Genomic DNA, 18,299 nt, shown 5'->3' with positions numbered 1-18,299 from the left:
GCGCTGACTCACCAAACCACGCGGTCCCGGTAGGAGCGGGCTTGCCCGCGAAGCGCCGCGCTAGCGGCGCCATCTTCGGCGCAGCGCTGCATCCTGAGCCATCCTTAAGCTTGTCCTGCGTCAACCCCTAGCCCTTACCTCCTAAAGAGCCATGGATAATGGCCTAATAGTGGCGTTTAATGTCCGCATAATAACGACGCACGGATGACCCCGAAGATGATGCGAGAAGGATCTCTGCCCACCAGCCAATCGCTCCAGCCGACACTTGGCCGATTCCCTGTCACCGTCGCCCTGTTGCAAGGCCTGGCGCTGGGCGTTGTGCTGGCCGCGATGGCCTTTGCTCAACTGCCGTTCTATCTGGCATTACCCTTGGCGTTGTTGGTGCTGTGGGTCCCGCTCTGGCGCCGCAAGCCATTGGCTGCCAATGTCGCCGAACAGCAATTACCGATGCCCCACGATCTGACCCAGAGCTTGGCGCGCAATACCACGCATAACGCGCTGTCCGCCGCTGCCATGGCGTTTTCGGTACAGCAGCTGGCCACGCGCTTGCAGTCGCAGTTGGGCGCCGCCTCGCGAATCGTCGACAGTGCGCAGATCATGATCGGCACCGAGAAGGCCACCGCCCAGCTCAGCCAGCAAGCCCTGGACGCCGCACGTACTGCGCATGTCAGCAGCGCTGCGGGTCGCGAGGTACTGGCCGACTCGATCCAGCGCATGCATCAGCTCAGCACCCGCGCAACCGCCAGCCGCGAGTTGATCGAAGCGCTGCATCAGCGTAGCGAAGATATCGCCCGGGTCACCCTGGTGATTCAGGCCATCGCCAGCCAGACCAACTTGCTGGCGCTCAACGCCGCGATCGAGGCCGCTCGGGCGGGTGAGCATGGGCGTGGCTTCGCGGTCGTCGCCGACGAAGTGCGCGGGCTGGCGGGGCGTACTGCGGCTGCTACCGGCGAAGTGGGAGAGATGGTGGCTGACATTCAGGCACGTACCGCCCAGGTGGTCGAGCAGATCCGCAGTTTGGCCGGTGATCTGAGTAGCGGCCTTGAGCAGGTCGAAGATACCGGTGAGCAACTGATCCAGATTGCCCAGCTCGTCGCTAGGGTGGAGCACCAAGTGGGTGAGATCGCCGAGGGTACCGCAGTCAACCAAGTGCAACTGGATAACTTGTTTCAAGCGGTGGGGCAGGTGCGCGCCGACCTTGAGCTCAGCGACCAGCAGACCCAGCGCCTGGCCCAGGCCGCGGTGCAGATGGAGAGCCAGGCCGAAGCGCTCAGCGAACGCCTGGCCGAGGTTGGCCTGGATGACTATCACCAGCGCATCTTCGAGCTGGCGATGCGGGGCGCAAAGGCGATCGGCGAGCGCTTCGAACAGGATATCGAACAAGGTGTCATCAGCCTGGAAGATTTGTTCGATCGCCGCTATCAGCCTATCCCCGGCATGCGCCCACCGCGTTTCAACACGCGTTTTGACCAATACACCGACAGCGTGCTGCCAGGCATCCAGGAGCCGCTGCTGAGCCAACACGAGGGCATGATCTATGCCATCGCCTGCACCCCAGAAGGTTACGTGCCCACCCACAATGCGGCGTTCAGCCTGCCGCTGACCGGTGATGAGGCCCATGACACCGCGCACAATCGCAGCAAACGGCTGTTCGATGACCGCACTGGCATACGCTGCGGCAGCCATCAGCAGCGCCTGCTATTGCAGACCTACAGCCGTGATACTGGTGAGCTGATGCACGATCTGTCGGTACCGGTGTTCGCCAAAGGCCGGCATTGGGGTGGCCTGCGCTTGGGTTATCGGCCCGAACCTGGGCTCGATTGATCCCGGGGTTTATTGCCGTTGACGCAAAACAGCAGTACGGGCGAGCGCTTTAATTGAGCTCGGCACGGGCGTATCATAGCTACATCGTTAGGTTGCTAATTAAATTCCGGAGGGGATTATGAATAGCCGAGTCGATGTTGCCGTAATGATCGGCTCCGGGGTGCCTGCTACCTTCAAGGCCATGGGGCGCAGGGTGTGTTGGGTGGTGTTGGTCAATGGCGAGCGGCGTGGTACGGCGTTCGCCAGTCGCGGCGAAGCGCTCGAGTGCCAGGCCGCCTGGATGGCTCAGTTAGCCAAGGGGCAGGCAGCCTGAGGGTTGCCTCATCGCTCAAGATGGCGAGCCAGTTCACAGGCATCCTGGTGACGCCGTCTGAAGCCCTTGACTCGCCCAGTCGAGCTTTCGGTAACATGAAAGAAGGCGATACCGGCCGGGATTACCACGAAACGCGGCTCTTTTTTGTCCCGATAGAGGTAAGAAATTTCCTTCACCTCTCGACGGATTTCGGTGTTTTCGTGCATATTTCGTCCCTTGTAATGCGCTGATGAATGCTGAGGCCCATTCTGTGGGGGCCTGCTGTTATCTATTGCATCTTTTCTGGCATTGCTGTTGTCAGACATTACGCTTCCCTAATGGGGAAAACTGCCGTTATCAGGTTGTGACGCTTTGGCTGGCGAGCTGGAGTAATAAATCCTGCGCGACGTATCGCCGATGTGCACAGACCCATCGTGCATGGTTTTAATAATCTTTTAAGCATCGTTTAGAAATGACCGCGCCGCTCCGGGGTTCCGAAGGGGTGCGCATGTAACCGGTTTGAGGAACTCTTCATTGGCAGTCAGTACACTCGATACCCACGCATTGTTTGCCTTGGGTGATTTGCGGGCCAAGTTGGTCAAGCTGTTCCAAGGGCGGTTTGTCTATGTCACCGAGCAAAGTCCTGAAGGCCTGTACATGGCTGAGATCGACACTGAAAGCGCTCTGGTGGTCGATGACAAGCCCCGGCTGGAACTCAAGGTTGGTGATCACTTTCGCGCGGCAGTATTGCCCAGTCGTGAGGGTGGCAAGCTGGAACTGCGTTTTCGTGAAATCAAGCTCAATGTCTATGGCCAGGGCGACTATGCCTTTGTCTCGGTCCCGGAAGGTGATGGCATCGTGTTCCGCAACGGTCACGGGGTAATGCTGGTATTCGCCGCGCAGCAGCAAGTGCAGGAAGGCCTGGGCAAGATGCTCAAAGCGGTAACCGGCAAAGTCGCCAAATGGCGCAAGGGCGAACTCACCACGTTCAAGGCTAGCGAGTGAGCACTGAAGGCCCGCCTGCTGGACGGGCGCAGTTTCACACTCAGCATCAAGCCCGCGCTACGGCGCAAGCCGAGCAACTGTTGGCGCGCAAAGATGAGCTGGGCGGTGCCTGGTTAGCCTGGGTGGCGGGTGAGTTGTACCGGCTCAGCCCCGCGCCATACGCCGCCATGGTGCGACGTGAGCTAGAGAGGCTGAGCCAGGATCCAGGCTAGTGGGTGCGTAGCTGAGATCGGTTCAGTTGCCGCGATCGCGGCCGCTGCTGACTTCTTCTGGCACCGATTCACCCGACATGCGCTTGCGAAACAAGGCCGCTCTGGCGAGCAGCAGTGTGGTCACCGGCACGGTGATCGACAGTAAGATCGGGATCAGCCAGGCGTGCAGTACCGGCCCTTGCTTGACCCATGAAAAATACACGATCGACGCCAGGCTGACGCACCAGGCGCCGATGGTCGAAGCCAGCGCAGGCGGGTGCATGCGTTGGAAGTAGTCTTTCATGCGCACCAGCCCCAGGGCACCGATCAGGGCGAACAGGCTGGCGGTCAGCAACAGGGCGGCAGTGACCAGCTCTAGCCAAAATGGCAGTTCAAGGGCTTCGGTCATTCGATCACCTCACCGCGCAAGAGAAATTTGGCCAGGGCGAAGGAGCCGACGAAGCCGAACAGGGCGATCAGGAGTGCGCCCTCGAAATAGGTATCACTGGCGTAGCGAATGCCCAGCACCAGCATCATCAGCATGGCCAAGATGTACAGGTAGTCCAGCGCCAGCACTCGGTCCTGGGCGGACGGCCCGCGAAACAACCTGACCAGCGCCAGGGCCATGGCGATGGCGAAGATGAACAGGCTGGCGAGAATGGCGTTGGCGAGCAGGCCTGTCATTCGAAAATCTCCATCAGCGGGCGTTCATAGGTGTGCTTGAAGTGGTCGATGAAGTCCGCTTCGTCGTCCAGGTCGAACACATGCAGCAGCAGGACACTGCGGTCCAGCGCCAGCTCCGACCAGACGGTACCGGGCACCACCGTGGTGATCATCGATAAGGCCGCCAGGCCGTGGGCATCGCGCAAGGCCAAGGGAATGTGGACGAACGCCGAGCGTGGCGGACGGCTGCCGACACGCAGCACGCTACGCGCTACCAGCAGGTTCGAAATGATCACATCCAGGCCTACGCGGCCGATCAGCTTGGCGATCACCCACGGCCGGTGCACGTGTGCGTGCTGAGGGCGCAGCGGCGCCATCAGGATCGGCGCGAGAATGCCCAGCAGAGCGCCCAGCAGCAGATTGCCAGGGCTCAGTGACAGGTTCAGCAGCAACCACAGAACGAATAGCGCAACGGACAGCAGCGGTGCGGGGAAGACTCGGCTCATGGCTGCACCTGTACGTCAAAGGTGGTAGGGCCTGGGACCGGCCGGGTAGCCATCACCGCATCGATATAGGCATCAGGCGCTTGCAGGCTCGCGGCGGTATCCTGGGTGTAACGCAGCAGTGGCTCGGCCCTGAAGCTCAAGATGATGCACAAGCCGAGCAGGATCACGATCGGCAGGCACTCATAGCGTCGCAGCAGTGGCGAAGGGCGCTCTTCAGGCTTCCAGAAGCGCTGGATGCCGACACGGCCGAAGGCAATCAGCGAGGCCATGCCCGACAGGATCAACAGCGTTACCAGCGTCCAGCCAGCGGCGGACAACGGCTGCTCGGGGGCGGTGCCCAGGCCGAGCGGATTGAACAGCGCGCTGATCAGGCCCAGCTTGCCAATAAAGCCAGACAGCGGCGGCATGCCAATGATCAGCAAGGCGCAGGCAATGAAACTCAAGCCGAGGAAGGCCATGGTCCAGGGGATGATCTGGCCGATCACCGCCTTCTGCTCGTCGTCCAGGTTGATGCCCTTGGGCGGGTGTAGCGACTCCAACGGCGAAGGCATGCCTTCGTCATCATCCAGCGGTACTTCATTGGCCGAGCGCGAACGTTCGACCAGCTCGGCCAGCAAGAACAGCGCGCACAGTGCCAGGGTCGAGCTGACCAAGTAGAACAGCGCGCTGCCGGTGAGGATCGGCTGGCCAAAGCCCACTGCGGCCATCAGCGTGCCGGCCGAAACCAGAATGCTCAGTGCCGCCATGCGCTCCAGGCGCTGGGCAGCGAGAATGCACACTGCCGCCACTGCCAGGGTCGCCAGGCCGCCGTAGATCAGCCATTGCCCACCAAAGTGCGCCGAAGCACCGGCCTGGCCGGAAAACAGCAACGTCCATAGGCGCAGCACTGCGTACAGGCCAACCTTGGTCATGATCGCGAACAGCGCCGCCACCGGCGCGCTGGCCGAGGCATAGGCCGGCACCAGCCAGAAGTTCAGCGGCCAGATACCGGCCTTGGCCAGGAACGCCATCGCCAGGATCGCCGCACCCGCATGCAGCAGGCCCCGGTCAGCCTCTGGCACCAGCGGGATCTTCAACGCCAGGTCGGCCATGTTCAGCGTACCGGTGACGCCATATAGCATCGCTGCACCGACCAGAAACAGCGAGGAAGCGAACAGGTTGATCGCGATGTAATGCAGCCCTGCCTTGACCCGCGCGCGCCCCGAGCCGTGCAGCAGCAAGCCGTAAGAGGCCGCCAGCAACACTTCGAAGAACACGAACAGGTTGAACAGGTCGGCGGTCAGGAAGGCCCCGTACAAGCCCATCAACTGGATCTGGAACAGCGCATGGAAGCTGGCCCCAGCGCCATCCCAGCGGGCGCGGGCGAACAGCAGGGCGCTGACTCCGACGATGCCGGTGAGGGTCAGCATCAGCGCCGATAAATGATCGACTACCAGTACGATGCCAAAGGGCGCCGGCCAGTTGCCGGGCAGGTACACGCCGATCGATTCGGCCTGACCTTGAGTGCGCACCCAGGTGAGCAGGGTGATGGCAATCGCCAGGCCAATGATGCTCGACAGCAGGTTCAGATGGCCCTTGAGGCGCCGGCGTTTCTCACCGAGCAGCAGCATTAGCGAGGCGGTCACCAGCGGTAGCAGGATCGGCGCGATGATCAGTTGATTCATCCAGCTCATTCGTCACGCTCCCGGCCATCGACGTGGTCGGTGCCGGTCAGGCCGCGCGAGGCCAGCAGCACTACCAGGAACAGTGCAGTCATGGCAAAGCTGATGACGATCGCGGTGAGCACCAGCGCCTGGGGCAGCGGGTCGGTGTAGTTGAGTAGGTCTTGCGGTACGCCGTCCTTGATGATCGGCTCCTTACCGATGAACAGGCTGCCCATGCTGAAGATGAACAGGTTGACCCCATAGGAGAGCAGGCACAGGCCCATGATCACCTGATAGGTCCGTGGGCGCAGGATCAGCCAGACGCCGGAGGCGGCCAGGACACCGATGGCTACTGCTATGACTTCTTCCATCAGGCGGCTCCTGCTTGGCTGGATTGCTGTGGGTTGGTTCTCTGCGGGCTGCTGGGGCGATAGGCGCGGACCGATTGGTGCGCCAGTGCGGTCAGGATCAGCAGGGTCGAACCCACCACCACGGTGTATACGCCGATGTCGAAGAACAGCGCGCTGGCCACGTGCACATCACCCAGCAACGGCAGGTGCAGGTGGGCGGTATGGGTGGTCAGGAACGGGTAGCCCAGCAGCATCGCGCCGGCACCGGTCAGGGTCGCGCAAAGCAGGCCGGTGCCCATCCAGCGCAGCGGTCGCAGGCTCATCTGCGCCTCGACCCATTGGGTGCCGGCGACCATGTACTGCAGGATGAACGCCACCGACATCACCAGGCCGGCGACGAAGCCGCCTCCCGGTTGGTTGTGACCGCGCATGAACAGGTACATCGACACCAACAGCGCGATTGGCAGCAGCAGGCGCACCAGCGCAGCCGGGACCATCATGAAGCCCAAGGCGGTATCGGTGGCATGCCGCGGGTTGATCAGGTCGGTGACCACGTCCGGCGCCAATTGGCGTTGCTGGGCAGGCAACTGCATGCTCTCTTTCGGCGGGCGGAAGCGGCGCAGCAGGGCGAATACGGTCAAGGCCACGGCGACCAGTACGGTGATCTCGCCGAGGGTGTCGAAACCGCGGAAGTCCACCAGCATCACATTGACCACATTGGTGCCGCCGCCTTGCGGCAGGGCGCGGCTGAGGTAGAACGAGGAAATATCGTTGGGCGTTGGCCGGGTCAGCATGGCGTAGGACAGCAGCGCCATGCCACCACCCACCAGCACCGCCAGCAGCAAGTCACGCAGGCGCCGCAGGCGCGCGCGCTCCTGGCTGCCAGGAAGCGGCGAAACCCCTTCGATCCGGCGCGGTAGCCAGCGCAGGCCGAGCAGGATCAGCACGGTGGTGACCACTTCAACCGCCAGTTGGGTCAGGGCCAGGTCAGGTGCGGAGAACCAGACAAAGGTGATGCAGGTCATCAGGCCGCAGACGCTGACCATGATCAGCGCAGCCAGACGGTGGTACTTGGCTTGCCAGGCGGCGCCGATGGCGCAGGCAATGGCAATCAGCCAAAGCGCGACGAACACCCCGGAGCCTGGGATTTTCGGTCGATCACCCCAGGTTAGGCCGGTATACAGCACTGGCATGAGGCCAGCGATAAACGCCGCCAGGACCAGCATGAACAGTTGTTTTTGCAGGCGGCGGGTGGTGAGTACGCCTTCAACGCGGCGCGCCAGCAACATCAGGCGCACCAAACCGTGCTCGAACAGACGCTTGCCATTGAAGCGCTCGATCAGCGGCGGATAAGGGAAGCGGCCCCGACGCAGTTGCTTGCGCAGTAGCAGGTAGAGCACCACACCGCCGCACATGGCGATCAGGCTCATGATCAACGGTGCATTCCAGCCATGCCAGATCGCCAGGCTGTATTCCGGCAAGGTACCGCCGACCACTGGCAACGCTGCCGCAGCGAGCAGCGGGCCAACCGATTGAGCGGGAAAGATGCCCACCACCAGGCAGGTCAGCACCAGCAGTTCGACTGGCGCGCGCATCCAGCGCGGAGGTTCGTGCGGGGTATGCGGCAGGTCTTGCGCAGTTGGGCCAAAAAACACATCGACGGTGAAGCGCAGCGCATAGGCGACGCTGAAGGTGCCGGCCAGGGTGGCGATCACCGGCAGGGCGGCCTCGACCCAGGCGGTGGAACTGATGAACACGGTTTCGGCGAAGAACATCTCCTTGGACAGGAAGCCGTTCATCAGCGGTACGCCTGCCATCGAGGCGCTGGCGACCATGGCCAGGGTGGCGGTGTACGGTACCAGCCGGATCAGCCCGCTGAGGCGACGAATGTCACGGGTGCCGCTCTCGTGGTCGATGATCCCGGCCGCCATGAACAGCGACGCCTTGAAAGTGGCGTGGTTGAGGATATGGAACACGGCGGCGACTGCGGCCAGTGGGCTGTTCAAACCCAATAGCAGGGTAATCAGGCCCAGGTGGCTGATGGTCGAGTAGGCCAGCAAACCTTTGAGGTCGTTCTGAAACATCGCGGCGAAGGCGCCCAGCAGCAGGGTGATCGCCCCAGCGCCGCCGACGATCCAGAACCATTCTTCGCTACCCGCCAGGGTCGGCCACAGCCGGGCCAATAGGAATACCCCGGCCTTGACCATGGTGGCGGAGTGCAGATAGGCCGATACCGGGGTGGGTGCTGCCATAGCATGTGGCAGCCAGAACTGGAAGGGGAACTGCGCACTTTTGCTCAGCGCGCCAATCAGGATCAGCGGCAGCAACACCGGATACAGGGCGTGCTGCCGTACCGCCTCGCCGGAGGCGAGGACCTTGTCCAGGTCATAGCTGCCGACCACATGGCCAAGCAGCAGGGCCCCCACCAGCAGGCACAGCCCGCCCGCGCCGGTGACCATCAACGCCATGTAGGCGCCGCGGCGGGCGTCGGCGCGGTGGTGCCAGTAGCCGATCAGCAAGAACGAGAACAGGCTGGTCAGCTCCCAGAAGAACACCAGCTGGATTAGATTGCCAGAGATCACCAGGCCGAGCATTGCGCCCATGAAGGCCAGGAAAAACGCGAAGAAACGCGGTACCGGATCTTGCGGCGACATGTAGTAGCGGGCGTACAGTGACACCAGCGTGCCGATGCCCAGTACCAACAGCGAGAACAGCCAGGCAAAGCCGTCCATGCGCAGCACCAGGTTCAAGCCCAGGCTAGGCAACCAGAGAAATTCTTCGCGAATAACCCCGCCGTCGGCGATTTGCGGGTACATCAGTGCCACCTGGACGGTGCCGACCAACGCCACAAGCCCGGCGAGAATGGACTCGGCATTTCGCGCATTGTGCGGCAGGACGGCTGCCAGGCAACTGCCCAAGAACGGCAGAAGCAATAGCACTATCAATGACATAGCGACCTAATCTGGAGAAGTTTCCAAGGATGATACGTGCCGGGAAGGTGATCACCAACACGCAAGCTGTCGCAGAATCATACAAAAGGGGTGTGACACGCTGTTTTTTTATAACAGTTTTTTTCAAAGCATAGCTGCTGTTTGCCGCTTTATTGTCTTGTTTCGCGTTCGCCTTGAGCATGGTGCAGGTCTTCGGCTTGCTGTTGCTCGGTGTCGCGCGTACGGCGTACTTTCAACTCACTGACGATAACCGCGACCACAATTAGCAGGCCACCCAGCAGCGCAACGCCTGGCAGCCGCTCGCCGGCAATGCGTCCGACTACCCCAGCCCAGACCGGCTCACCTGCATAGATCAGGGTCGCCCGGGTGGGCGAAACCGATTTCTGAGCCCAGTTCATGGCCACCTGGATGATCGCGCTCATCAGGCCCAGGCCAAGCGCGCTGCTCAGCAACAGCCAGGAGAAGTCCGGCAGTTGTTCTTGGGTTGGCACGATCATCAGGAACGACAAGGCCGAGGCGGTAGCCAGTTGCACCACGGTGACCCGGCGCACGTCGACTTGGCCGGCGTAACGACTGATCAGGATGATTTCACCGGCAATCGCTACCGCGCTGACCAGCGTTACCAGTTCGCCTTCGCTAAAGTGCAAGCTGCCACCGGTGGGGCCGGCGAGCAGCATCAGCCCGATAAAGGCCAGGCAGATGCCAATGCTTGGCATCAGTCCAGGGCGACGGCCCAGCACCAGCCATTGCAGCAGCGGCACGAACGGCACGTAAAGGGCCGTGATGAACGCCGATTGACTGCTGCTGATGCTCTGCAGGCCCATGGTCTGCAAACCGTAGCCGAGCATGATTGTCACCCCGATCAGCACCCCGGCCTTGAGCTCGGTGAAGGTCAGCCCTGACAGTGCGCGCGCCGAGACCAGGCCAACGAACAAGGCGGCCGCAGCAAAACGCAGGCCGACGAAGAACATCGGCCCGCTGACGGTCATGACGTTGTGCACGATCAGGAAGGTGCCACCCCACAGCATGGTGATGAACACCAGCACCAACTCGGCTTTACTCAGGCGCAAGGAAACGGAGGTCTTTGGGCTGTCGGGGGCTTGGCTCATGGTCTTGCACACTCGGCGGAGGCGGCGCACAATCGCCGCAAAGTGGGCAGTATACTGCGCAACCTAGATGAGTGAGCAATATAGTGCACAAAAATTCTGCGCACCGAGCCTCGGTGTTACAGCATGTCAGTCAGAATGTTCGTCAACTGCGCGCTGCTGCTAGCTTGAGCCAGGCCGCCTTGGCTGAGCGTTCCGGGGTCAGTCGACGGATGCTGGTGGCTATCGAGGCGGGTGAAAAGAACGTCAGCCTGACCACCTTGGACCTGATCGCCGAAGCCCTTGGGGTGGCCTTCAGCACCTTGATCCAGGCCCCGGACAAGCGCGACCCAAGTCGAATCGACGAGTTGGCCTGGGCCGGCGAGCATGCCGGTAGCAAAGCCGTGTTGCTCGGCACCAGCCCGGCCCGGCGCGAGGTCGAACTGTGGGAATGGACCTTGGCCCCAGGCGAATGCTACGCCAGCGAAGCCGACGCCCAGGGCTGGAGCGAGCAGATCTACGTCGCCGAGGGCTGTCTGACCTTGATCATCGAAGGGCAGGTCCACGTACTTGGCGCGGGTGACTTCCATGTCTTTCCCTGCGACTGCACCTATGCCTACCGCAACGAAGGTGACTTACCTGTGCGCTTCGTGCGCAATGTGGTGATCTGAGGTCTAGCGCTGATAGCTGTCCAGCAGCTTGTCGGTGCTTTCGACCTCGGCATAGGCAAATGCCAAGGCGGCCATCGCCGCTGCGTGGACCTGCGCCGCAGGCACTTGCTGGTCGGTGAAGTCCAGGGGCAGGGTGGCGCAGGCATCGTGGGCGACTGAGACTTGGTAGCCAAAGTCAGCCGCAGCGCGGGTGGCGGCGTCGATACACATGTGGCTCATGCTGCCGACAATGGTCAGTTTGTCGATACCATGTTGATCCAACACGGTCTTGAGGTTGGTATCGCGAAAAGCATTTACCTGGTGCTTGAGTACCACCGGCTCGCCTTCGACTGGGGTCACTTTGTGATGAATCTGCGCCCCTTCCGATGCGGGAGTGAAAAACGGTGCGTCGGCAGATTCGAACTCATGGCGTACATGCACCACCAGGTCACCGCGCTCGCGGGCGGCGGCCAGCAGCCGGGCGGCATTGTCAGCTGCCGCATCGGCGCCTTCCAAGGTCCATTTGCCCCCGGCGAAGTAATCGTTCTGGATATCGATGATGATCAAAGCCTGGTTGCTCATTGCTGCCTCCTGTGGGGTCTTGCGAATGTCAGTCAAGCGTAGTCGTTTGCCACCGGCAGGTGAGGACCAGGGCCTTCCTCGGCCATGCGATCATGGTGATTGCGCAGCGGGCACTCCTTGAGTGACATGCAGCCGCAACCAATGCAGCCATCGAGCTGGTCGCGCAGCAGGGTCAACGCTTCGATGCGCTGGGTCAGGTCTTGGCGCCAGCGTGCAGACAGTCGCTGCCAGTCTTCGGCGCTGGGGGTGTGGTCTTGTGGCAGGCTGGCCAAGGCCTGGGCGATGTCGGCCAGCGGGATGCCCAAGCGCTGGGCCATCTTGATCACCGCCACCCGCCGCAGCATCGCCCGTGGATAGCGGCGCTGATTGCCCGCGTTACGAGTGCTATGGATCAAGCCTTTGGTTTCGTAGAAGTGCAGGGCAGTGACCGCTACTCCGCTACGACTGGCGAGCTGGCCGACGCTGAGCAGGCGTTCTTCGCTGTTGGGCGATTTGCTCGGCATGAAAATAGTCCTTGACCTTGAGTTAACTGGAGGTTTTACCCTGCCGGCCATCATTGCTGCAAGTATCCGCTACAAGGAGACAGCCCATGACGGCAAACCCTAATGCCCTGTGGTTCACCCAGATGATCGAATACGAAGTGCCAGCGGCGCGTCAAGCGGCACTGGCTCAAGCGTTGGTGCTGCGCAGTGAGCAGCTGGCCTCGCGCTGCGAAGGCCTGCTGGGCGTAAGCATCCAGGCCAGCGACGATGGCAGCCGGGTGCTGCAATACCTGCAATGGCAATCGCGTTATGAATGGGCTGCGGCCACCGCGTGCTTTGTCGAGGAGCCGTTCCTTGACCTGCTCTGCCAGCATCAGGCCAAGGGGGTGAATTTCGCGGCTTATCAGACCTTGCGCAGTCTGGTGCGCGGCGTCGATGGCGGCTTGCACTGCGAAGTCGGCGAACCTCAGGCGTACCAGGGCGCGTAATGCGGGTAGCGGTCCAGGCGCGCGCCGATGACCATTTCGCTGATCCACGCGGCGAGGATCGCGCTGTAGGCCTTTTGGCTTTCCTCACTGGACAACGCATGGTCGGCGCCATCGACAGTGCGATGAGTCAGGGAGTGGGCGCTGACGAATGCTGAGCGGTAGCTCATCAAGGTGCTGTGTGGGACATAGTCGTCCTGCTCGGACTCAACCAACAGCACATCGCCGGCAAATTCCGCACAGGCGGCCAGGGCACGGTTGTCGGCCGGGCCGAGGCTGCGTTGGCGGTAGGCATTCAGGCGCTGGCGGTCGAGCGCCTGTTTGGGGATGTTGAACTCGTCGTCCCAGTACAGCGCCGGCACGCGCATGGCCAGCCATTTCACGGGCCGCTGCAAGGTCAGTAGGGTCGCCAGGTAGCCGCCGTAACTGCTGCCGATGATGGCAATTGCGCCAGGGTCTACTGCAGGATGACTGACCAGCCGATCATAGGCGGCCAACAGGTCATCCAGGTTTTGCTCGCGGGTGACGGTCAGGCGCTGGCTTTCGGTTTTTTCATGGCCGCGCAAATCAAAGGTCATGCACACGCAACCTAAGCCTGTGATCTGCCGTGCCCGGGCCAGGTCGCGCTGCTGGCTGCCACCCCAGCCGTGGACGAACAGGATGCCTGGCATCTTGCTGCCAGGGCTGACCAAGGTTCCGGCGATGGTTTCGCCTTGGACCTGCAATTCGACGGTCTCACTCTGAATGGCCATGCTCGCGGATCCGTGCGTATTTGCTGAATTGTCCGAGTTCACTGTCGTTCCCCTGATAGAAGAGAGTGGCGTCTGCGGCCAGCGTCGTGGTGCCGAACACTTCGTGACTCGAGGCGTGCACCCGTTGCAGGGCCGGGTCATCGGCGAACGCCTGCAAGGCCAGCACTTCGGCACTGCTGGCGCCGCCTAGTCGCCAGGATTGTTCGAGTACACCGCTGCGCATATGGTTGTGCGGATCCAGCCCGCGCGCGATGTCGTAATTGCGCCGCGAGGCAAGAAAGCCTGGGAAGTGCTGCTCAGCGGCTTTTTCATAGGCCATGGCTTGATTGACTGCCAAGCGTACCGGGTCTTCCAGGGGCAATTGCAGCAGGGCCTGGTAGTCACCCCGTACCACCAGCAGATCCGATCCGCCGTATACCTCGATACCTTGGTGGTCATGGGTCAGGCGCTGGGTGCCGTGATAGCTGCAGGTCAAGCCGGCCACTCGCACCTGGCCGACGCTGAAGGTTTGCACATCAGTGAGATTTTCCTCCAGGACCAGTCCGCAAAGGCTCAGTGTCTGGTCATCCATATCAGCCAATAACGGTTCCAGCTGATCGATCTGTTCGATGACTTCCTGGCCACGACCTGCGGTTGCCAACACGGGCTTGATCCGCACCGCCCCCTCAGGTAGCAGCAACTGCGCCGCGCGCCGGGCGTCGTCCTTGCTGAACACGGTGTAACCCTTGAGCAGCGCATCACTGGCCTGCTGGGCGAAGGCGTCGGTCCAGCCCGGTGGAAAGCTGCCATTGGCGGGCAACGGATGGGAGATCGCCTTGGTAGCTATATAAGGATGGCTGACCATGCCGCCGAACAGGTCCTGCTCGCTGTTGATACCCATACCGCGGTAGCGCTGCGGATCGATCAGGGTTTCGGTAGGGAGGTAGTAGTAGCGATCAGCTGCGGTTGGTGGCTGATCAGGCTGTGCACAGGCTATGCCCAGCAGCTTGGCCAGGTGCTCGGCCAGTTGCAAATGGGTGGCGTGCTCGTGCTCAGGGGTGTGCTCGCGGGTGTCGAGCAGTACTACGGCGCTGTGCGGTTCTGGAGAACGGGGCATGGGCAATCTCGTCCGCTGGGCGTGTATGAAATGTGAAGCCGCAGCGGCGGCGAAGTTCAGCAAGATTGATCGACGGCGGCGGCGATAACGGCATCATGCCGATTGCGGCGAGCTGGCAGCTGTTCCATTATCGAGGCGATTGAATGTCGAATAAGTTATCGCAGGAGTGCGCATGAACAGTCAGTCCCCGATTCAGCAAAGCGTGCCAGCGCGCCTCGCACGCCTGCGTGAGGTCATGGCCAAGGAAGGGGTGGACGCCTTGCTGGTGCCTTCTGCCGATCCGCATCTGTCGGAATATCTGCCGGGCCATTGGCAAGGGCGCCAGTGGTTGTCCGGTTTTCATGGATCGGTCGGGACCCTGGTAGTAATGGCGGATTTCGCCGGGCTGTGGGTCGACAGCCGCTATTGGGAGCAGGCGCAGAACGAGCTCGCCGGCAGTGGTATCGAACTGATGAAAATGCTGCCCGGCTGGCCTGGCGCGTTGGAGTGGCTAGGGGAAAACATCAAGCAGCAAGGCTGCGTGGCAGTGGATGGTGCGGTACTGGCGCTGAGTGCTTCTCGCCAATTGGCGCACAACCTTCAAGCGCGAGGGGCGCAGCTCAAGACCGACAAGGACCTGCTTGAGCACGTGTGGGAGGATCGCCCGGCGCTGCCTGGCAATCCTGTCTATCAGCACTTGCCACCGCATGCCACGGTCAATCGCGCGCAGAAGCTGGCGGATCTGCGCCAGACCATGCGCGATAAGGGCGCCCACTGGCACTTCATTGCCACCCTTGACGACATTGCCTGGTTGTTCAACCTGCGCGGTAGCGATGTTTCCTACAATCCGGTGTTCGTCTCCTTCGCCTTGATCAGCCAGGAGCAGGCGACGTTGTTCGTCGGGCTGGAGAAGATTGATCCGCATCTGCGTCAGGTGTTGTCGGTCGACGGCATTGAAGTGCTGGGCTATGAGCAGATCGGCGCGGCGCTGGCGGCTATCGGCAAGGGCAGCCGGCTGCTGGTCGATCCGACGCGAGTTACCTGCGGGTTGCTCGATAAGCTCGATGCGCAGGTGTCATTGCTTGAAGGGGTCAATCCGACGACCTTGAGCAAGTCTCGCAAGGGCGAGCAGGACCTGGTGCATATCCGCAAGGCCATGGAGCAGGATGGTGCTGCGCTGTGCGAGTTCTTCGCCTGGTTCGAAGCGACCCTGGGCAAGGAACCCATTACCGAACTGACCATCGACGAGCGCCTGACCGCCGCCCGTGCCCGGCGACCTGACTTCGTTTCATTGAGCTTCTCCACCATCGCCGCGTTCAATCGCAATGGGGCGATGCCGCACTACCGCGCCACCGAGCAATCGCATGCGCTGATCGAAGGTGATGGCTTGCTGCTGATCGATTCGGGTGGCCAGTATCTGGGGGGTACCACTGACATTACGCGGATGGTGCCGATTGGCAGTCCGACTATTGAGCAGCGCCAGGATTGTACGCGGGTGCTCAAGGGCATGATCGCGCTGTCGCGAGCGACCTTCCCGCGCGGCATCCTCTCGCCGCTGCTCGATGCCATAGCCCGCGCGCCGATTTGGGCTGACCAGGTCGACTACGGTCATGGCACTGGCCATGGTGTGGGCTATTTCATGAATGTGCATGAGGGGCCGCAGGTCATCGCCTACCAGGCGGCGACGACGCCACAAACCGCGATGCAGGCGGGCATGATTACCTCGATCGAGCCGGGGACCTATCGGCCAGGTGAGTGGGGCGTGCGGATCGAGAACCTGGTGGTCAATCGCGAAGTGGGCAAAAGTGCCTTTGGTGATTTCCTGGCCTTTGAAACCTTGACACTGTGTCCAATCGATAGCCGTTGCCTGCTGCCCGAGATGCTCAGCAAAGAGGAGCTGCGTTGGCTCAACAGCTATCACGCCGAGGTACGTGAGCGGTTGACTCCGCTGCTGCAGGGCGAGGCGCTGGCCTGGCTGCAGGCGCGCACCGCAGCGCTCTGAGCAGCTTGCGCGTGCAATAAAAAGGGCAGCCCGTAGGCTGCCCTTTTCCGTTGCTACTTGCAGATCACGATCATGCTGCGGCTGGTATAGCCGGCCGGGTTGATCCCGAACAAGTAGTCGCCGGGCTCTTCGTCAGTGTCACCGGAGCGGGCTATGACTTTATAGCCTCGACTGCCGCAAGCGGTGGCTGCCTTGCTGTTGCACTTTTCCCAGGAGGAGGAGAGGCCGGAGCAATTGATATGCAGTCCCTTTTTCCCCCGCTTCACCTCGGTTTTGGCGGTAGCGGCACACCCAGCAATGGCCAAGATGGCCAGGATGAGCAAAATACGTTTCATTCCTGTCCTTAAATGCGGGAGCGACCACATTGCCTGCCCCCGTCGTCATCGCGTCGATTTCTTCCTGAAATTTCCCCAGCGTCCGTGTTCGGCACAGTAGATAGCGTAAATATTATGATTTGGTGACAGCTTAATCAGCCGGGCGGATGGGTACAACCGCTAACGCCGTCTCAAATGAAAATATTTCTCATATCAGTCGGCAGCTACCGGCGGCGTGGTTTCCTTGCGCATCGACAACGTGGCGCCAACCGATGCGGTGATGATGGCGGCGATGGCCAGCCACTGGGCAACGCTAAGTATCTCGCCGAGGAACAGCAGGCCCGACAGTGCACCGAACGCCGGCTCAATGCTCATCAAGGTACCGAAGGTGCGCGCTGGCATCCGCGTCAGGGCTACCATCTCCAGGCTGTAGGGCAGGGCGGTGGAGAGGATAGCCACGCCCAGTGCCAGGGGAATCAACGCCGGGTTGAGCAAAGCGCTGCCCGCGTGCACAACGCCGATAGGGGCAACGAACAGTGCTGCTATCACTACGCCAAGGGCGGCGGTCTGAATACCATTTTCGGCTCCGGCCTTCTGCCCATAAAGGATATACAACGCCCAGCACACTCCGGCGCCAAGCGCGTAGCCGGCGCCTACCAGGTCGATGGCGCTGCCGGTTTGGCCGACCGGTATCAACAGCAGTAGGCCGACGATAGCCAATGCGATCCAGACAAAGTCGATGGCCCGGCGTGAGGCGAGAATCGCAACCGCCAAGGGCCCGGTAAACTCCAGCGCGACGGCAATGCCGAGTGGCACCGTGCGCAGCGACATATAGAAGAGGAAGTTCATCCCGCCCAAGGCCATGCCGTAGATGATCACGCTGCGCCAGGTGCTGCTGTTCATGCGTGCCCGCCAGGGGCGCAATAGAAGCAGCATGATAATGCTGGCAAATACTAGGCGCAGGGTTGTGGTGCCTTGCGCGCCGACCATGGGGAACATGCTCTTGGCCAGGGAGGCGCCGGACTGGATCGACGCCATGGCTATTAATAGTAGGCCAATGGGGAACAGGGTGGTGGCCAGGCTGCGGGGTTGAGTGCTCATGTCTAGGGGGTGATCCGTGGGTGATCGTGCGGTTGAGCACTATAGTGCGCAATAGCTGCAAGGGACCGCAAGCGGCACTTTGAACATTAATTGAGGTTTATTGAAATTAAGGGTTGACGGCCTCTCAGATCCCCTTATAATGCGCCCCACTTCCAGCGTAGTTGGAACGGAAAACTCCTTGAGTATCAACGAGTTAGATGTTTCAGGCGGTACTGGAGATGCTTCGGTCTTCTGATCGGCAGCGGTGAAAAAGGTAGTTGACAGCAGCTTGTAACGCTGTAGAATTCGCCTCCCGCTACGAGAGATCGCAAGCGAGTCAAGTGTTTGAAGTTGAACGAGTTTCTCG

General features: G+C 61.4%; 22 protein-coding genes. 7 read left to right on the top strand and 15 right to left on the bottom strand.

Annotated features, from left to right (window positions below):
- Nucleotides 1–204: 204 nt before the first annotated feature.
- Both OIU19_RS10315 and OIU19_RS10310 read left to right on the top strand, forming a co-directional pair.
- Nucleotides 205–1,824: a methyl-accepting chemotaxis protein gene (locus OIU19_RS10315; protein WP_372353306.1), complete on the top strand. Its 1,620-nt coding sequence runs from the start codon at nt 205–207 to the stop codon at nt 1,822–1,824.
- A gap of 118 nt (nt 1,825–1,942) precedes the next feature.
- Nucleotides 1,943–2,137: a hypothetical protein gene (locus OIU19_RS10310; RefSeq protein WP_264234917.1), complete on the top strand. Its 195-nt coding sequence runs from the start codon at nt 1,943–1,945 to the stop codon at nt 2,135–2,137.
- 8 nt (nt 2,138–2,145) lie between these two features.
- On the opposite strand, the gene OIU19_RS10305 is transcribed toward OIU19_RS10310, so the two are convergent.
- Nucleotides 2,146–2,442, bottom strand: a complete 297-nt coding sequence (locus tag OIU19_RS10305; RefSeq protein WP_186555793.1) for a hypothetical protein — start codon at nt 2,440–2,442, stop codon at nt 2,146–2,148.
- A gap of 208 nt (nt 2,443–2,650) precedes the next feature.
- Here OIU19_RS10305 and OIU19_RS10300 point away from each other — a divergent pair, with 208 nt between their 5' ends.
- Together OIU19_RS10300 and OIU19_RS10295 are read left to right on the top strand one after the other, a co-directional pair.
- Complete coding sequence (locus OIU19_RS10300; RefSeq protein WP_186555768.1) at nt 2,651–3,121, top strand: hypothetical protein; 471 nt, start codon at nt 2,651–2,653, stop codon at nt 3,119–3,121.
- Nucleotides 3,118–3,333 carry a hypothetical protein gene (locus OIU19_RS10295; RefSeq protein WP_264234916.1) on the top strand — a complete coding sequence of 72 codons (216 nt, stop codon included), beginning with the start codon at nt 3,118–3,120 and terminating at the stop codon, nt 3,331–3,333. Before OIU19_RS10300 ends, OIU19_RS10295 begins: the two co-directional genes overlap by 4 nt.
- Nucleotides 3,334–3,355: 22 nt before the next feature.
- On the opposite strand, the gene OIU19_RS10290 is transcribed toward OIU19_RS10295, so the two are convergent.
- The 7 genes from OIU19_RS10290 to OIU19_RS10260 all read right to left on the bottom strand — a co-directional run bounded on the left by OIU19_RS10290 (nt 3,356) and on the right by OIU19_RS10260 (nt 10,534).
- Nucleotides 3,356–3,721: a Na+/H+ antiporter subunit G gene (locus OIU19_RS10290; RefSeq protein WP_264234915.1), complete on the bottom strand. Its 366-nt coding sequence runs from the start codon at nt 3,719–3,721 to the stop codon at nt 3,356–3,358.
- A complete protein-coding gene (locus OIU19_RS10285; RefSeq protein ID WP_186555771.1) occupies nt 3,718–3,996 on the bottom strand; it encodes a K+/H+ antiporter subunit F in 279 nt (92 codons plus the stop codon). Before OIU19_RS10285 ends, OIU19_RS10290 begins: the two co-directional genes overlap by 4 nt.
- Complete coding sequence (locus OIU19_RS10280; protein WP_264234914.1) at nt 3,993–4,481, bottom strand: Na+/H+ antiporter subunit E; 489 nt, start codon at nt 4,479–4,481, stop codon at nt 3,993–3,995. The genes OIU19_RS10285 and OIU19_RS10280 overlap by 4 nt, the downstream gene beginning before the upstream one ends.
- Nucleotides 4,478–6,154, bottom strand: coding sequence for a monovalent cation/H+ antiporter subunit D (locus OIU19_RS10275; RefSeq protein ID WP_264234913.1), 1,677 nt, complete (start codon nt 6,152–6,154; stop codon nt 4,478–4,480). The genes OIU19_RS10280 and OIU19_RS10275 overlap by 4 nt, the downstream gene beginning before the upstream one ends.
- Nucleotides 6,151–6,495 carry a Na+/H+ antiporter subunit C gene (locus tag OIU19_RS10270; RefSeq protein WP_186555774.1) on the bottom strand — a complete coding sequence of 115 codons (345 nt, stop codon included), beginning with the start codon at nt 6,493–6,495 and terminating at the stop codon, nt 6,151–6,153. Before OIU19_RS10270 ends, OIU19_RS10275 begins: the two co-directional genes overlap by 4 nt.
- Entirely contained in the window at nt 6,495–9,425 is a 2,931-nt protein-coding gene (locus tag OIU19_RS10265) for a monovalent cation/H+ antiporter subunit A (protein ID WP_186555775.1), read from the bottom strand. Before OIU19_RS10265 ends, OIU19_RS10270 begins: the two co-directional genes overlap by 1 nt.
- Before the next feature lie 149 nt (nt 9,426–9,574).
- Nucleotides 9,575–10,534 carry a DMT family transporter gene (locus OIU19_RS10260; protein ID WP_264234912.1) on the bottom strand — a complete coding sequence of 320 codons (960 nt, stop codon included), beginning with the start codon at nt 10,532–10,534 and terminating at the stop codon, nt 9,575–9,577.
- Between the two features lie 83 nt (nt 10,535–10,617).
- Between OIU19_RS10260 and OIU19_RS10255 the strand changes: the two genes are divergently transcribed.
- On the top strand, nt 10,618–11,181 hold the full coding sequence (locus tag OIU19_RS10255) for a helix-turn-helix domain-containing protein (RefSeq protein WP_264234911.1): 564 nt from the start codon (nt 10,618–10,620) through the stop codon (nt 11,179–11,181).
- A 3-nt stretch (nt 11,182–11,184) separates the two neighbouring features.
- Here OIU19_RS10255 and OIU19_RS10250 read toward each other — a convergent pair whose 3' ends face one another.
- Both OIU19_RS10250 and soxR read right to left on the bottom strand, forming a co-directional pair.
- Nucleotides 11,185–11,742 carry a cysteine hydrolase family protein gene (locus OIU19_RS10250; RefSeq protein ID WP_264234910.1) on the bottom strand — a complete coding sequence of 186 codons (558 nt, stop codon included), beginning with the start codon at nt 11,740–11,742 and terminating at the stop codon, nt 11,185–11,187.
- 32 nt (nt 11,743–11,774) lie between these two features.
- Nucleotides 11,775–12,245 (bottom strand): redox-sensitive transcriptional activator SoxR, encoded by a 471-nt coding sequence (gene soxR / locus OIU19_RS10245; RefSeq protein WP_264234909.1) that lies wholly within the window; start codon nt 12,243–12,245, stop codon nt 11,775–11,777.
- Between the two features lie 86 nt (nt 12,246–12,331).
- Here soxR and OIU19_RS10240 point away from each other — a divergent pair, with 86 nt between their 5' ends.
- Complete coding sequence (locus tag OIU19_RS10240; protein WP_264234908.1) at nt 12,332–12,712, top strand: antibiotic biosynthesis monooxygenase; 381 nt, start codon at nt 12,332–12,334, stop codon at nt 12,710–12,712.
- Here the strand turns inward: OIU19_RS10240 and OIU19_RS10235 are convergent.
- Together OIU19_RS10235 and OIU19_RS10230 are read right to left on the bottom strand one after the other, a co-directional pair.
- Nucleotides 12,691–13,461: a S9 family peptidase gene (locus OIU19_RS10235; protein ID WP_264234907.1), complete on the bottom strand. Its 771-nt coding sequence runs from the start codon at nt 13,459–13,461 to the stop codon at nt 12,691–12,693. The genes OIU19_RS10240 and OIU19_RS10235 overlap by 22 nt on opposite strands.
- Nucleotides 13,445–14,557, bottom strand: coding sequence for a DUF3182 family protein (locus OIU19_RS10230; RefSeq protein WP_372353305.1), 1,113 nt, complete (start codon nt 14,555–14,557; stop codon nt 13,445–13,447). The genes OIU19_RS10235 and OIU19_RS10230 overlap by 17 nt, the downstream gene beginning before the upstream one ends.
- Nucleotides 14,558–14,729: 172 nt before the next feature.
- Here OIU19_RS10230 and OIU19_RS10225 point away from each other — a divergent pair, with 172 nt between their 5' ends.
- Nucleotides 14,730–16,538 (top strand): aminopeptidase P family protein, encoded by a 1,809-nt coding sequence (locus OIU19_RS10225; RefSeq protein WP_264234905.1) that lies wholly within the window; start codon nt 14,730–14,732, stop codon nt 16,536–16,538.
- Nucleotides 16,539–16,591: 53 nt separating this feature from the next.
- Here the strand turns inward: OIU19_RS10225 and OIU19_RS10220 are convergent, their stop codons facing one another.
- The 3 genes from OIU19_RS10220 to OIU19_RS10210 all read right to left on the bottom strand — a co-directional run.
- Nucleotides 16,592–16,873 (bottom strand): hypothetical protein, encoded by a 282-nt coding sequence (locus tag OIU19_RS10220; RefSeq protein WP_264234904.1) that lies wholly within the window; start codon nt 16,871–16,873, stop codon nt 16,592–16,594.
- 192 nt (nt 16,874–17,065) lie between these two features.
- On the bottom strand, nt 17,066–17,953 hold the full coding sequence (gene rhtA, locus OIU19_RS10215) for a threonine/homoserine exporter RhtA (protein WP_264234903.1): 888 nt from the start codon (nt 17,951–17,953) through the stop codon (nt 17,066–17,068).
- 39 nt (nt 17,954–17,992) lie between these two features.
- Nucleotides 17,993–18,299 (bottom strand): hypothetical protein (locus OIU19_RS10210; RefSeq protein WP_264234902.1); only part of this gene is annotated, 307 nt, incomplete at its 5' end.

The sequence above is a fragment of the Pseudomonas sp. BT-42-2 genome (assembly GCF_025847435.2).
GTDB lineage: Bacteria > Pseudomonadota > Gammaproteobacteria > Pseudomonadales > Pseudomonadaceae > Aquipseudomonas > Aquipseudomonas urmiensis.
The sequence above is the reverse complement of the archived record's forward strand: the minus strand, read 5'-3'. Positions and strand labels throughout refer to the sequence as shown.

Bases quoted from the DNA above. Each gene is read 5' to 3' on its own strand.
- OIU19_RS10315 (WP_372353306.1), top strand. From the start codon at position 205: ATGACCCCGAAGATGATGCGAGAAGGATCTCTGCCCACCAGCCAATCG.
- OIU19_RS10310 (WP_264234917.1), top strand. From the start codon at position 1,943: ATGAATAGCCGAGTCGATGTTGCCGTAATGATCGGCTCCGGGGTGCCT.
- OIU19_RS10305 (WP_186555793.1), bottom strand. From the start codon at position 2,442: ATGTCTGACAACAGCAATGCCAGAAAAGATGCAATAGATAACAGCAGG.
- OIU19_RS10290 (WP_264234915.1), bottom strand. From the start codon at position 3,721: ATGACCGAAGCCCTTGAACTGCCATTTTGGCTAGAGCTGGTCACTGCC.
- OIU19_RS10285 (WP_186555771.1), bottom strand. From the start codon at position 3,996: ATGACAGGCCTGCTCGCCAACGCCATTCTCGCCAGCCTGTTCATCTTC.
- OIU19_RS10280 (WP_264234914.1), bottom strand. From the start codon at position 4,481: ATGAGCCGAGTCTTCCCCGCACCGCTGCTGTCCGTTGCGCTATTCGTT.
- OIU19_RS10275 (WP_264234913.1), bottom strand. From the start codon at position 6,154: ATGAGCTGGATGAATCAACTGATCATCGCGCCGATCCTGCTACCGCTG.
- OIU19_RS10270 (WP_186555774.1), bottom strand. From the start codon at position 6,495: ATGGAAGAAGTCATAGCAGTAGCCATCGGTGTCCTGGCCGCCTCCGGC.
- OIU19_RS10265 (WP_186555775.1), bottom strand. From the start codon at position 9,425: ATGTCATTGATAGTGCTATTGCTTCTGCCGTTCTTGGGCAGTTGCCTG.
- OIU19_RS10260 (WP_264234912.1), bottom strand. From the start codon at position 10,534: ATGAGCCAAGCCCCCGACAGCCCAAAGACCTCCGTTTCCTTGCGCCTG.
- OIU19_RS10250 (WP_264234910.1), bottom strand. From the start codon at position 11,742: ATGAGCAACCAGGCTTTGATCATCATCGATATCCAGAACGATTACTTC.
- soxR (WP_264234909.1), bottom strand. From the start codon at position 12,245: ATGCCGAGCAAATCGCCCAACAGCGAAGAACGCCTGCTCAGCGTCGGC.
- OIU19_RS10240 (WP_264234908.1), top strand. From the start codon at position 12,332: ATGACGGCAAACCCTAATGCCCTGTGGTTCACCCAGATGATCGAATAC.
- OIU19_RS10235 (WP_264234907.1), bottom strand. From the start codon at position 13,461: ATGGCCATTCAGAGTGAGACCGTCGAATTGCAGGTCCAAGGCGAAACC.
- OIU19_RS10230 (WP_372353305.1), bottom strand. From the start codon at position 14,557: ATGCCCCGTTCTCCAGAACCGCACAGCGCCGTAGTACTGCTCGACACC.
- OIU19_RS10225 (WP_264234905.1), top strand. From the start codon at position 14,730: ATGAACAGTCAGTCCCCGATTCAGCAAAGCGTGCCAGCGCGCCTCGCA.
- OIU19_RS10220 (WP_264234904.1), bottom strand. From the start codon at position 16,873: ATGAAACGTATTTTGCTCATCCTGGCCATCTTGGCCATTGCTGGGTGT.
- rhtA (WP_264234903.1), bottom strand. From the start codon at position 17,953: ATGAGCACTCAACCCCGCAGCCTGGCCACCACCCTGTTCCCCATTGGC.